Source organism: Nocardia sp. XZ_19_231, assembly GCF_015355705.1.
GTDB lineage: Bacteria > Actinomycetota > Actinomycetes > Mycobacteriales > Mycobacteriaceae > Nocardia > Nocardia salmonicida.
This window is the reverse complement of sequence record NZ_JACUZI010000003.1, coordinates 411483-425082: the sequence shown is the minus strand read 5'-3', so window position 1 is coordinate 425082 and position 13600 is coordinate 411483. Positions and strand designations below refer to the sequence as shown.

Sequence of the window (13600 nt, the reverse complement as noted above, 5' to 3'; positions counted from 1 at the left end):
GTGCGGCGGAGGCGGTGAGATTTCGCACTCGCAGGCCGATGGCCTGTGGAAACGCGAGGTCAGCCGGTTAATGTTGCGCCTTCGCTCAATTCTGTAGGAGGTGTCATGCGGCGGGTTCAGTACGAGCGCAGCAGTGGTTCGGAGATGCTCGAGGTCGTCGCGGCCGAGATGCCGGTACCCGGTGTCGGTGAGCTGCTGGTCCGGGTCGAGGCCATCGGCGTGACGCTGTCGGCGATCCGGCGGATCAGTGCCGCGCCGGTCACGCAGATGCGTGCCGAAGTCGCCGGTGAGGTCGTCGGGGTCGGTGACGGGGTAGACGGATACGGCGTCGGGTATCGGGTGGTCGGGCTGTGCACTTCCGACGCCTACGCCGAGTACGTCGTGCTCGCGGTCGACCAGGCCTCCGCCATCCCGGACGGCGCTTCCGCGGTCGATGCCGTCGCGTTGATGCGCAGCGGGCTCGTCGCGCTCGGCGCGCTCGACACCGCCGCCCCGCGTGAGGGCGAAACCGCGCTGGTCACCGCCGCTGCCGGTGGTGTCGGCCATCTCGCGGTGCAGTTGGCGCGGGTGCGTGGAGCGAGCTGGGTGGTCGGCGCGGTGTCCGACGAGTCGAAGATCGATTTCGTGCGCGAACTCGGCGCCGACGAGGTCTTCACCTACGGCGAGCTGCACTGCGGCAAGCAGGCTGATTACGCCCTCGACGGCGTCGGCGGCACCGGTCTCGACGGCACCCTCGCCGGTCTCGCCGAAGGCGGCCGCGCGGTCACCTACGGCACCGGCGGCGGCCTCATCGACACCGAGGATCTCCTCGCCGGTGGCAAAACCCTGACCGGTTTCCGGATCGGCCGTCTCGCCCAGCGCGACCCGGCCCGCTACGAGGACCTGCGCCAGGAGGTCTGGCAGTACTACGCCTCCGGTCTGCTGCACCCGGTCGTGCACGCCGAGTTCGCGCTCGACGATGCCGCCGCCGCGCACGCGGTCATCGAGCAGCGCGCCAACCTGGGCAAGGTCGTCCTCGTACCCTGATCGCCGCTCGACCCGCCCCGGCCGACGGGGCGGGTTCCGGTGGTTCGGGCGCGGTCGCGGACCCGTAGACTCTGGTCCTTGTGAGCCTCACCCTCGGAATCGTCGGCCTGCCCAACGTCGGAAAGTCGACGCTGTTCAACGCGCTGACCAAGAACGACGTGCTGGCCGCGAACTACCCGTTCGCGACCATCGAGCCCAATGTCGGCGTGGTCCCGCTGCCCGACCCGCGCCTGAACACGCTCGCCGAGATCTTCGGTTCCGAGAAGATCGTGCCCGCCGTGGTGTCGTTCGTCGACATCGCGGGCATCGTGAAGGGCGCCTCCGAAGGCGCGGGCCTCGGCAACAAGTTCCTCGCCAACATCCGTGAGGCCGACGCGATCTGCCAGGTCGTGCGCGTGTTCGCCGACGACGACGTGATCCACGTCGACGGCCGGGTCGACGCCGCCGCCGACATCGAGGTCATCGAAACCGAGCTCATCCTCGCCGACCTGCAGACCCTCGAGAAGGCCATCCCGCGCCTCGAGAAGGAAGCCAGGGTCAAGAAGGACCGCAAGCCCCTGCTCGACGCGGCCAAGACCGCCGAAGGGTTCCTCAACGAGGGCACCACCCTCTTCGCCGCGGGCAAGAAGATCGACGCCGACCTGCTGCGTGAGCTCTCCCTGCTCACCATCAAGCCGTTCCTCTACGTCTTCAACGCCGACGAATCCGTCCTCACCGACGAGGCCAAGCTCGCCGAGCTGCGCGCCACCGTCGCCCCCGCCGACGCGGTCTTCCTCGACGCCAAGGTGGAAGCCGAACTCCTCGAACTCGACGACGAATCCGCCATGGAGCTGTTGGAGTCCATCGGCCAGACCGAGCCCGGCCTGCACGGCCTCGCCCGCGCCGGCTTCCACACCCTCGGCCTGCAGACCTACCTCACCGCAGGCCCCAAGGAATCCCGAGCCTGGACCATCCACCAGGGCGACACCGCCCCCAAGGCCGCCGGCGTCATCCACACCGACTTCGAACGCGGCTTCATCAAGGTCGAACTCGTCGCCTTCGACGACCTGGTCGAAGCGGGATCGATGGCCGCTGCCAAGGCCGCGGGCAAGGTCCGCATGGAAGGCAAGGAATACGTCATGCACGACGGCGACGTCTGCGACTTCCGCTTCAACGTGTAATTCTCGGACATCGCGCTGCCTCCGTATAGTCGGTAGGTCTCGAGATCCCGTTCCGGCAGGTTCCGCGTAACCTGTGATTTTCGTTACAAACGTGTGATATTCGTAGCACCCAAGGGATTCGCCGGTTCGACGATCGGAGGGGCTCGATGAAACCGCATTACATGTATCGGTGGGTCAACAACCACGGGTTGGTCCTGCTGTTCAAGAAGATCCTGCTTCGTCGTGGCAATCCGTTCGCTCGGTTGATCGGCGGTGCGGAGGGGATCGAGAATCCGTACGCGCTGATCGAGGAGATGCGCGGGGAGGGCGGGTTGATTCGCGCCCTTCCGGTATGGATCACCTTCGATCACGATATGGTCCGGGAAATCCTGCGCGACAACCGATTCGGTGTCGGTATACCAACGGTGTTCGGGATACCGGGGCCGGTGTTGCGCGCTCTGGAGCGGCAGCCCCTCCCACCGAATCTGATGGATCCGCCGTCGATGCTGATGATCGACGAGCCCGAGCACACCCGGATGCGCAAACCGGTCTCCACGGCGTTCACTCCGCGTGCCATCGCCCGGCTGCGCGACAGGATCGAGACGGTCACCGGGGAACTGCTCTCGGAGCTGCCCGACGACGGGCCCACCGACCTGGTGACCCGGTTCGCGGCGCAGGTGCCCATCGCCATCATCTCCGAGATGCTCGGCTTCCCGGACGCCGACCGCGAGATGTTCCTGCACTGGGGCGACGAGATCAGTCCGTTGCTCGACCTCGGGATCTCCTGGCAGACGCACCAGCGGGCGATGGAATCCTCGGAGCGACTGCACCGGTATCTCGTCGAGCACCTCGAGCGACTCCGCGCCGAGCCCGGCGACGACATCCTCAGTAGCCTGGTCACCTCGGGTGATCTGTCCACCTACGAACTGTGCGCGTCGGCGACCCTGCTGATGGCCGCGGGCTTCGAGACGACGGTCAACCTGATCGGCAAGGGCATCGTCTGGCTGCTCCAGCACCCCGAACAGCTGGCCCGGTTGTACGCCGAGCCGGACCTCTGGCCCAACGCGGTGGAGGAGATCCTCCGGATCGATCCGCCGGTGCAGTCCACCGCCCGCACCACCAGGACGGCGTTGGAGATCGGTGGTCTCAAGTTGCGCGAGGGGTCGACCGTGGTGCTGTCGCTGGCCGGTGCGAACCGCGACCCCGCCGTGTTCACCGACCCGGCCCGGTTCGACATAACCAGGGACAACGCCAAGAATCATGTGTCCTTCAGCAGCGGTAGCCATGTGTGCCTCGGCGCCGGTCTGGCCCGGATGGAAGCGGCGCATGCCCTGCGCGCGCTGTTCGAGACTTTCCCGCATCTGCGATTGAGCCATCCGCCCACCCGTCGGCCGCTGTTCACCCTGCACGGTTATCAGCACCTTCCCGCGCACACCGGTCCGCGCGTCCGCAGCCACTCGTCCATCGGCTGACATGGCGCAGCGGAAGTAGATGAGCTGAGTGAACAACTGAACAGGAATCGTCTTCCGCCGAGATCGAAAAGATCTGTCGGAAGGCGATTTTCGTGTGCGATCGCACCGGTGTGCCGTACCCGATCGGATCGGGCAGAAAGTATCGGGCGCGCAGGTCTTCGGCTGACCAGAATCGATCGGGAAGGGGGTAGCCGTGATCGAGTTACTGAACCGCCTCGTCACTGTGGTGGAAGAGCACCTAGGTGCGGAGGTCGATGTCGATGCGTTCGCCTCGCGATCGGGGACTACCGAATACCACCTGCGACGCATGTTCTCGTCGTTGGCGGCGATGCCGTTGTCCGACTACATCCGTCGACGACGGATGACGGTTGCCGCGGCCGATGTGATCGGGGGCGAGGATCTGCTGACGATCGCCGTCCGGTACGGGTACGGGTCGACAGAGGCATTCGGGCGAGCATTCCGTGCTGTTCACGGCGTTCGGCCCGCTGATGTTCGACGCGACGGCGGCCCCCTTCGAAGTCAATCGCAAGTCAGGTTCCGCCTGACCGTCGAAGGGAGCACCGCCATGGATGCCCGAATCATCGAACAGCCCTCGTTCCGACTCATCGGCCACGCCGCTCGCGTGCCGTTGATCCACGAGGGTGTGAACCCACATATCCAAGCGCATATCGCGTCGCTGCCCGCGCCCGAGCACGCGCGCCTCGCACAGCTCAGCAACACCGAGCCCGCCGGCCTGCTGCAGGTGAGTGCGGAGGTCGACCCGGATTACGCGCAGGACAGTGAGCTGACCTACCTGCACGGCGTCGCTGTCGCCGCTGGAACCGCTGTCGAAGAGGGCCTCGACGCGATCGACGTTCCTGCTGGAATGTGGGCGGTGTTCCGCACGACGGGTGAACATCCGAAACAGCTTCAGGACGCATGGGCCGCGACCGCGACGGAGTGGTTCCCATCGAACCCATGGCGACTGCGCCCCGGCCCGTCCATCGTCTCGGTGCTCGAACGGGCCGACGACTTCAGCACCGCGACGTGCGAGTTGTGGCTCCCCGTCGAACGGAGCTGACGCGGCCGCGACACCAAGGTGGTGTTCTGCGCACCCTCGGGGGTGCGGGCTCAGTACTCGGGGCCCTGATGAGGGGCCCCGTTTCGGCGCAGAGTGGATGTTGTCACCACACGCGAACCCGGAGGCTCCGATGTCGAACATCAGCACAATTACCCGCTCAGCCGAGCGTCGTGTTTCGGTGTCGACCGGTGACGGCGTGGAGCTCGCGGTTCGCGAGTACGGGGCGCGGGATGCGGAGATGACGGTTGTCCTCATCCACGGACATTGCCTGCGGACCGAGTCGTGGACGGATGTGCGGGACGCGCTGCTGCGCGAGCATTCCGGTGCCAAGGTCGTTTGCTACGACCACCGCGGGCACGGCGACTCCGCTGCGGCGTCGCGGAAGACCTACAACATCGAACAGCTCGGTCATGATCTGCACGACGTGCTCGACGTTGTCGCCCCGACCGGGCCGGTCGTGCTGGTCGGGCATTCGATGGGCGGGATGACGGTGTTGACCTACGTCGACCAGTACCAGCACGAGGTCGGGACACGCATCGTCGGTGTCGGGCTCGTCGCCACTGCCGCGAGCGGGCTCGCCGACGCCGGCTTCGGCCGACTGCTGCACAACCCGATCGTCCCTGTTTTCCAGGCCGCGGTTCGGCGCGCACCGCGCCTGATGCAGCACGCGAAGGTGCTGGCCTGCAAGGTGTTCGCCCCGATCGTGCGCACCGCTGAGTTCGGCGATCGCAACGTCAGTCAGCGCGTGCTGGCGCTGGCTGAAGCGATGCACAACGCGACGTCGATCGTCACCATGGCAACCTTCCTGAGCGCCTTCAAGACCTTCGACCGCACCGCCGCCCTGGCCACGCTCTCGACCATCCCCACCATGATCCTGTGCGGCTCCGCCGACCTGATGACGCCCCCGTCGCATTCGGTCGCCATGGCCGCCGCCGTCGATTACGCCGACTTCGTGCAGGTCGACGGCGCGGGCCACTCGGTGATCCTCGAACAGCCCGCGCAGGTCGCCAAGGCCATCGCCCGCCTGGTCGGCCGAGCGGCCCACGCCGACCGCCCCGAGCGCGCTCAGCTGGCCCTCGCCGCCTGAGCACGCAGCAACTTGCCGTTGAGGGTGTCAGCTCTCGTCGAACTGGAGTCGCTGCACGGGTTGGCCGGTGAAATCGGCGATGAGTTCGAAGTCCTTGTCGGCATGTAGGACGGTGAGTTTCGAGCGCTCGGCGATCGCGGCGATCAGTAGATCGGGAATCGACGGTGCCCGGTGCTGTCCCCGCGCGGCGAGTTCTCGGAGGACTTGCAACGCGCGGTCTTCCGAAGTGGGCGTCTGATATTCGACCGGCATGTTCGCGAGCGGGGGCAGGTCGAGCAGCTCGGCGAGGTCTGTCGCGGTGCGCGCGGAGTAGCCGGTTTCCAGCAGGGTGACCGTAGCGATGCGAACCATCCCGCGTTCGATGCGGTCGGCCCATACGTGCGCGTCCGGTGCTGCCCCGATGCGAACGAGAGCGGACTTGTCGATCAGCCAAGGGCGCGGGCTCACGACCATGCGCGTCTCATGACCTCAGCGTTGTCCAGGTCCTGTGCGAGTTCGGCGACACGATTGAGGTCGCCGACGGTGACGGGCACGACTCGCTGAAAGTCCCGCACCAGCCAACGCCGTAAGAACTCTCCTCGGGATATCCCCAACTCGCGGGCGCGTTGGTCGACTTCTTCGATCGCGGATTCGGGGACGTCACGGATGAGAATGTCGGTCATGGTCGCTACCTCCTGATATCAATGATATCAGGAGGTAGCTGCTAGGGTCCGGGGCTGTGATCGTCTGGCTCAACGGCACCCACGGCGCAGGTAAGACGACGACCGGTGCGCTCGTGCAGAAGCTGATCCCGGATTCGCGGGTGTTCGATGCCGAGAAGGTCGGTGAGACGCTCATGGACGTCACGCCGGGGTTGCCCGCGACGAACAACTTCCAGCATTGGCCCCCGTGGCGACCGCTGGTGGTCGAGACCGCCCGCCACATTCTCGACTACACCGGTGGCACGCTGGTGATGCCGATGACCGTGCTGGTCGAGCAGTACTGGCGTGAGATCAGCACCGGGCTGGCGCGGCATGCGATACCGGTCCGGCACTTCGTCCTCCACGCCGACCAGGACACTCTCCGCGGGCGCATCGAGGGCGACACCGTTCTCGGCCCCTCGTCATTTCGACTCCAGTATCTCGAGCCCTACGCGGAGGCCGCGCGTACCTGGCTGCACGGTGAGGCCGAGGTTGTCGATACCTCCGAGATCACGCCCGCCGAGGCCGCCCGGCGGATCGCTGACGCCGTCAACAGCTGAAGCGGTTTCGACCCGAAAACTATGCGGAATAGTAAATTGGGTGCCCGGACGTGAATGCTCGGGCGAGGGGGAGTGATGAAGGGCCTGGGTGCGCTCGAGAGCCAGGTGATGGCGGTGCTGTGGGACAGTTCCGACGCGCTGTCGGTGCATGATCTGGTCGAGCGGCTGGACAACGACGATCGGACTCCCGCCTACACCACGGTGTTGACGGTGGTGACGCATCTGTGGGAGAAGCGCTGGGTTCAGCGGGAGAAGATCGGCCGGTCCTACCGTTACCGGCCCACCCGAACCCGGGCCGAGGCGACCACGGATCTGCTGCGTGAAATCCTCGACGCCAGCCCCGATTCCTCCGCGGTGCTGTTGCATCTGGTGAGCACCGCCAGCGAGCGTGAGGTCGAGGCGCTGCGCCGCGGCCTCGCCGACGACGAGCGCGGACCATGATCCTCATCACGGCGCTCCTGGCCGCGGGTATCGCGTTGGCGGTGCTCGTGCCCGCGGCACTGTCGCGCATCGATTTCACCGCGGCTCCGGCCGTCGGGATAGTGGCGTGGTTGGGTGCGGTCGCCGCCACGATCGGGTGCGGCGTGCTGGCATTGGTGGCGTTGGCGTGGCCGGGTGATCCGCCGGGGAATCTGTCCGCGGGCAGGTGGGTGGCGAGTTTGGCCGCGGTCGAGCCCGCGGTCGTCACCATGACGGCGGGGCTGATCATGCCGGTTGCGGTGATCGGCATGATCGTGCCGACCGGGCAGCTGGCGCGCACCGTTGTCGGACACCGGGGGCGCACGGCGGCGCTGCGTCGCAGGCACCGGGAGTTGGTGCAGATCGTGGGCCGCGTCGATGCCGCCTGCGGGAAGCTGGTGCGGCTCGAGCACTCGGTTCCGCTGGCCTACAGCGTCGCGGGGCGCGGCGGCTTCGTCGTGGTCACCGACGGTCTGGAGCGCTGTCTCACCGACACGCAGTGGCGTGCCGTACTCGCGCACGAACACGCGCATCTGCGCGGGTTCCACCACCACATCGTCGGCGCCTGTCAGATTCTCGCCCAAGCCTTTTCGTGGATTCCGCTGTTCGCCGCCGCCCCGGCCGCGGTGACCACCCTCGTCGAGTTCGCCGCCGACCGCGCGGCCGCGACCTCGACCGACCCCCGCGCTCTCTCGGCCGCGCTGCACACGGTTGCCGCGCACGGCGCGACCACGCCGACGTCACCGCTGGGATTGGTCGACGAATCACTGGCGATGCGGCTGAAGTGCCTGGGGGCCGCGCCGGAGTCCCGTTCGGCGGCACGCCGCACGGCGACGGTGATGCTGTTCGTGACGATGCTGCTCGCGCCCGTCGCGTCGGTCGTCGTGGTCGGGCTGAGCGCGGCGATGGTGTTGCTCGTGGTCTGAGAACCGACACGAAAAACTATGTTCCATAGTATTTTGACCGAAAGGGCGCGTGCCCGCCGTCCGCGTCAAATGTGAAACAGTTCTAGGTCAGAAATGGGAACCCTTGCATCCGAACATCTTTCGCCTGATAGCCGCGACCATCCTGGCGGTCGCGGGGCTCACCGTGCCCGGCTCGGGGTGGGCGACCGCGGCCCCGGAACAGACCCGCTATTCGCTGGTCGACGGCTGCTACCGGATCACCACTCCGGCCGGACCACTGGTTCCGGCGTCGGGGCCCTATCGGATGCGCGCGACAACACTCGGCGAGTACCTCCTCTACGGGCGCAATCGTGAGGTGCTGGAAGCATCGGCGGGCTCGATCGCCCCCGCGAAGAACCCGTCACCCGCCTCGGTGTGGAAGGTAGACGGTTCGGGCGCGGGCGGTTTCACTCTCACCAATGCCGCATCGGCGACCAGCACGCCCGCCGCCTTCGTCGCGGATACCGGCTGCGCGGACTTCCCCGAGGCCCGAACTGGTGCGGTGGGAACGCCGGGCCCCAGCGTCGGTGCGGACGGCTCGATCGTGGGCGCGATAGACGCGCACGCGCATGTGACGGCCTATGAGTTCATGGGCGGAAACTTCCACTGCGGCCGCCCATGGCATCCCTACGGCGTGACCTACGCCCTGCCCGATTGCGCGCAATATCGCACCGGCACCAATGGTCTGGTCGCCGACTTCCTCGATTACGGTGAACCGTTCCACGGCGCCGACACCCGTGGCTGGCCCACCTTCAACGACTGGCCCAAGCCCTCCGTGCTCACCGCGGAAGGCACCTACTGGACCAGCATCGAGCGCTCGTGGAAGGCGGGGCTGCGAGTGATGACGGTCGACCTGGTCGACAACGAGTCACTGTGCACCATGCTGACCGACCGCCGAAACCCCTGCGACGATATGGCTTCCGTGCGTCTGCAGGCGAACAGCCTGCGCGGACTGCAGGACTACATCGATGCTCAGGCCGGTGGGCCCGGACAAGGCTTCTTTCGGATCGTCACCGAACCGGGCGAAGCGCGCCGGGTCGCCGCGTCGGGCAAACTCGCCGTCGTTCTCGGGATGGAGTTGTCCGACCCGATGGGATGCGGTGTCTTTCTCGGACAACCCGAGTGCGGCCGCGCCGATGTGGACCGCTGGCTGACCGAGCTCAGGACTATCGGAGTCAGCAGCTTCTTCCCCGTCCACAAATTCGACAACGCCTTCGGCGGCACGAAAATGGACCACGACGTCACCGGCCTGCTGGTGAACGCGGGCAACTTCATGCAGACCGGCACGTTCTGGAACGTGCAACCGTGCTCCGGCGCCGAACAGGACAGCACTCAGATCTCGGTGCCCATCGCCGGTCATATCAACCAGTTCCTCGCGAATCTCACCGGGCCGCTGCTCGGTGGCGCACCGCTACCGCTGTACCCGGCGGGGTCGCATTGCAATGCCCGCGGTCTGACCGAGCTGGGCGCGTACCTGATCAACCGGATGATCGACCACGGCTTCCTCATCGAAGTCGATCATCTGAGCGAAGCCACCGCGGACGAGGTCATGGCCATCATCGAAAAGCGTGACTACGCCGGCGTGCTGTCCTCGCACGGCTGGGACTCGCCTCGCACCACCGAACGCGTCTATGCCGCAGGCGGTTTCGTGACTCCCTACGCCGGCGGCCCAGCCGGCTTCGTGAATGCCTGGCGCGAAGCCAAGGCCGCGCCTCGACCGAACGGCGATTTCGGATTCGGCTTCGGCTTCGGCTCGGATATGAACGGCATCGCAGGCCAGGGCGCGGCGCTGGGAGCCGATATCGTGCGATACCCCTTCGTCTCGCACGACGGTCAGGTGACCTTCGACCGGGAGCGTTGGGGCGAGCGAACGTTCGACATCAACACCGACGGCACCGCGACCTACGGAACCTACGCCGACTGGCTCGAAGCGGTCCGTATCCTCGGCGGCCCCGAGATCATGACCGACGTCTTCCATGGCGCCGAGGTGTATCTGCGGCTGTGGGATCAGGTCAGACGGTAGTTGTCGCGAACTTGCTGACTGCCAGCGCTGCGTGCGGCCGGACGTTTCCGGATGCGGGGTGGTGGAGACGGTCGAGTTCGGCGAATCCGGCTGCGCGCAGGGTCGCGGACAGGTGGTCGGTCGGCCAGCGGTAGGCCGTGGTCACCTTGTGTGGGAAGGGTTCGACCAGGTCGGTGGCTTCGAAGTAGCCGACCACCAGGCGGCCGCCGGGCGTGAGTACCCGGTGGAATTCCGCGAGCACGGCGGGAAGTTCGGTGGGGTCCATGTGGATGAGGGAGAACCACGCGAGGATGCCGGGGACGGACTCGGTGGGGGCGTCGAGCGCTCGCAGCGAGCCGAGTTCGAACCCGATGTTCGGGTAGGCCGATTTGGCGTGGGCGATGAATTCGGGGACGAGGTCGACGCCGGTGGTGGGGATGCCCGCGTCGGTGAGGAATTTGGTGAAGTGGCCGGGTCCGCAGCCCAGGTCGAGAACCGGGCCTGGGGAAAGGTGGGTGCTGGCGAAGGCGGTGTCTTCGGGGTCGAGGTCGGTGGGCGAGCCGAAGGATTCGATGTAGAGGTTGTGGATGGCGGTGTAGGCGGCTTGGACGGTGTTGTCGGGCACCCGGTCGACGGTAGTCACTGGACAGGGCATGCCCTGTCCGGTCCACCGTTTGTGATGGGAAGACCCGGGTAGTCGAATGTAGGGAGCCGTTTTCCCAGTCGTAGACACGAAGGGATCGACGATGCCGATCAAGCCTGTTCGACGCATTGCTCGCGCGCTGCTGGGGACCACATTCGTGGCCGCCGGAGTGAACGGGTTGATGAATCAGAAGCCCCGCGCCGCCGCCGCGAACGCGCTGGCCGACAAGGGCAGGACCGGTCTGCCCGACGCACTGGCCGCGCGGGTGCCCGATGATCCGAGTCAATTCGTGCGAATCAACTCCGCGGCGCAGGTGGTCGGTGGCTTGTTGCTGGCCAGTGGACGGGCGCCGCGACCCGCGGCGCTCGTGCTCGCCGCGACCGTGGTGCCGGGGACGGTCACCGAGCAGGACTTCTGGGCCGAGACCGACCCGGACCGCAAGGCCGCGAAGCGGGTGGGGTTCTTGAAGGACCTCGGGTTGCTCGGCGGGCTGATGATCGCCGCCGCCGACACCGAGGGCAAGCCGTCGCTCGGCTGGCGGGCACGCCGGGCATTCTCGCGTGAGGAGCCCCGCATCGCGGCCGAAGGCGCTGCCATCGCCGCCGCGGCCAAGGTTCGTGGCGCGCAACTCGCCGATGTGGCCCACGAGCAGGGCGCGCATCTGGCTGAGGTCGCGAACGAGCGTGGCAGCGCGCTGGCCGAGATCGCCCGCGAACGGGGGCCGCAGCTGGCCGACGCGGTGCGCAACCGCAGTGCCCAGTTGGTGGAGGTCGCCAAGGACCGTGGTCCCGAGGTGGCCGAGGCCGTGCGAACCCGCGGTGCGCACCTGGTCGATGTGGCCAAGGACCGCGGTCCCGAGGTGGCCGAAGCGGCGCGAACCCGCGGTGCCCAGATTGCCGAGGTCGCCAAGGAAAAGGCGCCGGAGCTAGCCGAAGCCGCACGCGAACGAGGCACGTATCTGGTCGATGCGGCCCGCGAGCGCGGCGCGGAATTGGCCGCCGCGGCACGGGAGCGTGAGGAGATCGCAGCTCCCGCACGTCGGTGGTCGAGGCGATAGAAAAGCCCGCGCCGGGGCTCTGCCACTGAGACGTGGCGGACCCCGGCGTCGTTGTGTTCCGCCGCGGCACGGTAGCTACTGACTGCGGCCGAGCAGACGTCATCTGCATACCGGCCGGTTTGTACGTGAATGCCCCGATAATCGTGGTCTGGCGCTCTCACGTGCTGTGGCGCACCATAAAGCCGGGGTCGGGCTCACCGACGAACTCACCGTGCGAACCGAACATCGGGGCAATCCCGTCGAATCCGGTTCGGCGGTGAGTTCTGGTATGAATACTGGGCATTCGCAATGCTTTTCGACAGAGTGGGATTCATCTGATGTTGTCCGGTCGTGAAACGTCCAAGCTGTACGCCGTTCGAGCCGCGGCGGTGGGGTCGGCGGTGATCATCGGCCTGCTCGGTTCGGCGGGAACCGCTGCCGCACTTCCGGGCTCGGCGTCGGGATCGGCCAGCGGATCCGCGAACTTGGCGACAGGGTCGGCGGCCGCGTCGGCGTCGGTCGATCCGGCGGTCGCTTCCTATCTCACCTGGCAGTCGGCGCAGCTCATCCACAACACCCTGCGCGTCCTGCTGTCGATCCCGATGCGCAACATCTAGTTCCAGGCCTTTTCCCAGCGCTCGGCCGCCCAGTCACGCACCTCGCCGCTCAGCAGAATCGCGGGTAGCAGTAGGGCGAAGCCGATCAGCAGGATGGCCAGCCGCACCCACACGCTGAGCTCGCCGAGGGCGCGCAGCAGTGCGGGCAGGAGGCAGATCACGGCGAGCGCGACGAGCGCGATCGCCGCGAGATTGTGTCCCGGCCCGGCGATCAGCGCGGCGCAGGTGCCCAAGCACAGGCCGAGGACCAGGCCGCCGACACCGACGAAGTAGTTGTCCCAGGAAAGCCAGCTCGGGCGGGTAGACCGGTGAGTGACCACGCCGCGCAGCTTAGCGCGATCAGCTATCGGTGTGCGGCGGTCTCGGCCACGGGTTTTTTTCCAGCTGTTCGACCGACCGGTTGAACTTGCGCATCAGCCTGCTGAGGTCGGCGACATCGTCGGCGTCCCAGTCGTTGACGACTTTGCCGATGTCGCTGCTGCGGTGTCGGCGATCGGCTTCGAGCGCGGCCTTACCGTCGGCCGTGGTCTTGATCTTGCGGGCGACGCCGCCCTCGGGATCGGGGACCCGTTGCACCAGTTCCTGTTTCAGCATCGCGCCGACCTGGCGGTTGATGGTGGAGATGTCGAGCTGGAACGACTCCGACAGCTCGCGCAGGCTCAGTGGTTCACCGAGATCGAGCCTGGTCAGGATGAGAAACGCTGAACGGTCGAGGAGGAAACCGGGGCGCCTGCGGGTGGTCGTGGGGAAGTGCCGAGAGATCAGGTTCAACTCGAACACCAGGCGGGTGAACGGGGTGTCGTCGGCGGCGCCGGAATCGGACATGTGCCAACTATGTCGCGTGAGTGACCCCGGACACAAATTGTGTACCATGC

Annotated in this window: 16 protein-coding genes; 11 read left to right on the top strand and 5 right to left on the bottom strand. The window is 66.9% G+C overall.

Going from position 1 to position 13600, the window contains the following annotated elements:
- Nucleotides 1-105 precede the first annotated feature (105 nt).
- From IBJ82_RS15230 to IBJ82_RS15210, 5 genes are all read left to right on the top strand, one after another.
- Entirely contained in the window at nt 106-1026 is a 921-nt protein-coding gene (locus IBJ82_RS15230; protein WP_194826564.1) for a zinc-binding dehydrogenase, read from the top strand.
- Nucleotides 1027-1106: 80 nt separating this feature from the next.
- The gene (gene ychF, locus IBJ82_RS15225) at nt 1107-2186 is read left to right on the top strand and encodes a redox-regulated ATPase YchF (RefSeq protein WP_194826563.1); all 1080 of its coding nucleotides are present in this window, start codon (nt 1107-1109) and stop codon (nt 2184-2186) included.
- A gap of 146 nt (nt 2187-2332) precedes the next feature.
- Nucleotides 2333-3637 (top strand): cytochrome P450, encoded by a 1305-nt coding sequence (locus tag IBJ82_RS15220; RefSeq protein ID WP_194826562.1) that lies wholly within the window; start codon nt 2333-2335, stop codon nt 3635-3637.
- 193 nt (nt 3638-3830) lie between these two features.
- The gene (locus IBJ82_RS15215; RefSeq protein WP_194826561.1) at nt 3831-4697 is read left to right on the top strand and encodes an AraC family transcriptional regulator; all 867 of its coding nucleotides are present in this window, start codon (nt 3831-3833) and stop codon (nt 4695-4697) included.
- A gap of 130 nt (nt 4698-4827) precedes the next feature.
- Entirely contained in the window at nt 4828-5784 is a 957-nt protein-coding gene (locus IBJ82_RS15210) for an alpha/beta fold hydrolase (protein ID WP_194826560.1), read from the top strand.
- A 27-nt stretch (nt 5785-5811) separates the two neighbouring features.
- On the opposite strand, the gene IBJ82_RS15205 is transcribed toward IBJ82_RS15210, so the two are convergent.
- The gene (locus IBJ82_RS15205) at nt 5812-6237 is read right to left on the bottom strand and encodes a PIN domain nuclease (RefSeq protein WP_194826559.1); all 426 of its coding nucleotides are present in this window, start codon (nt 6235-6237) and stop codon (nt 5812-5814) included.
- On the bottom strand, nt 6228-6446 hold the full coding sequence (locus IBJ82_RS15200; RefSeq protein ID WP_194826558.1) for a ribbon-helix-helix protein, CopG family: 219 nt from the start codon (nt 6444-6446) through the stop codon (nt 6228-6230). The genes IBJ82_RS15205 and IBJ82_RS15200 overlap by 10 nt, the downstream gene beginning before the upstream one ends.
- 56 nt (nt 6447-6502) lie before the next feature.
- On the opposite strand from IBJ82_RS15200, the gene IBJ82_RS15195 reads away from it, so the two are divergent.
- The 4 genes from IBJ82_RS15195 to IBJ82_RS15180 all read left to right on the top strand — a co-directional run bounded on the left by IBJ82_RS15195 (nt 6503) and on the right by IBJ82_RS15180 (nt 10450).
- Nucleotides 6503-7024, top strand: a complete 522-nt coding sequence (locus IBJ82_RS15195) for an ATP-binding protein (protein ID WP_194826557.1) — start codon at nt 6503-6505, stop codon at nt 7022-7024.
- 75 nt (nt 7025-7099) lie between these two features.
- Nucleotides 7100-7465, top strand: a complete 366-nt coding sequence (locus IBJ82_RS15190; RefSeq protein ID WP_194826556.1) for a BlaI/MecI/CopY family transcriptional regulator — start codon at nt 7100-7102, stop codon at nt 7463-7465.
- Nucleotides 7462-8409 (top strand): M56 family metallopeptidase, encoded by a 948-nt coding sequence (locus IBJ82_RS15185; RefSeq protein WP_194826555.1) that lies wholly within the window; start codon nt 7462-7464, stop codon nt 8407-8409. Before IBJ82_RS15190 ends, IBJ82_RS15185 begins: the two co-directional genes overlap by 4 nt.
- A gap of 103 nt (nt 8410-8512) precedes the next feature.
- Nucleotides 8513-10450, top strand: a complete 1938-nt coding sequence (locus IBJ82_RS15180) for a hypothetical protein (protein WP_194826554.1) — start codon at nt 8513-8515, stop codon at nt 10448-10450.
- Here IBJ82_RS15180 and IBJ82_RS15175 read toward each other — a convergent pair.
- Nucleotides 10440-11054 (bottom strand): class I SAM-dependent methyltransferase, encoded by a 615-nt coding sequence (locus IBJ82_RS15175; RefSeq protein WP_370585320.1) that lies wholly within the window; start codon nt 11052-11054, stop codon nt 10440-10442. The two genes, IBJ82_RS15180 and IBJ82_RS15175, sit on opposite strands and share 11 nt — an antisense overlap.
- Nucleotides 11055-11175: 121 nt before the next feature.
- Here IBJ82_RS15175 and IBJ82_RS15170 point away from each other — a divergent pair, with 121 nt between their 5' ends.
- Nucleotides 11176-12129, top strand: a complete 954-nt coding sequence (locus tag IBJ82_RS15170) for a DoxX family protein (RefSeq protein WP_194826552.1) — start codon at nt 11176-11178, stop codon at nt 12127-12129.
- A gap of 317 nt (nt 12130-12446) precedes the next feature.
- Nucleotides 12447-12725 (top strand): hypothetical protein, encoded by a 279-nt coding sequence (locus tag IBJ82_RS15165; protein ID WP_194826551.1) that lies wholly within the window; start codon nt 12447-12449, stop codon nt 12723-12725.
- Here IBJ82_RS15165 and IBJ82_RS15160 read toward each other — a convergent pair.
- Both IBJ82_RS15160 and IBJ82_RS15155 read right to left on the bottom strand, forming a co-directional pair.
- Nucleotides 12722-13045: a hypothetical protein gene (locus IBJ82_RS15160; RefSeq protein WP_194826550.1), complete on the bottom strand. Its 324-nt coding sequence runs from the start codon at nt 13043-13045 to the stop codon at nt 12722-12724. The genes IBJ82_RS15165 and IBJ82_RS15160 overlap by 4 nt on opposite strands.
- A 19-nt stretch (nt 13046-13064) precedes the next feature.
- Nucleotides 13065-13550: a MarR family winged helix-turn-helix transcriptional regulator gene (locus IBJ82_RS15155; RefSeq protein ID WP_194826549.1), complete on the bottom strand. Its 486-nt coding sequence runs from the start codon at nt 13548-13550 to the stop codon at nt 13065-13067.
- Between the last annotated feature and the right edge of the window lie 50 nt (nt 13551-13600).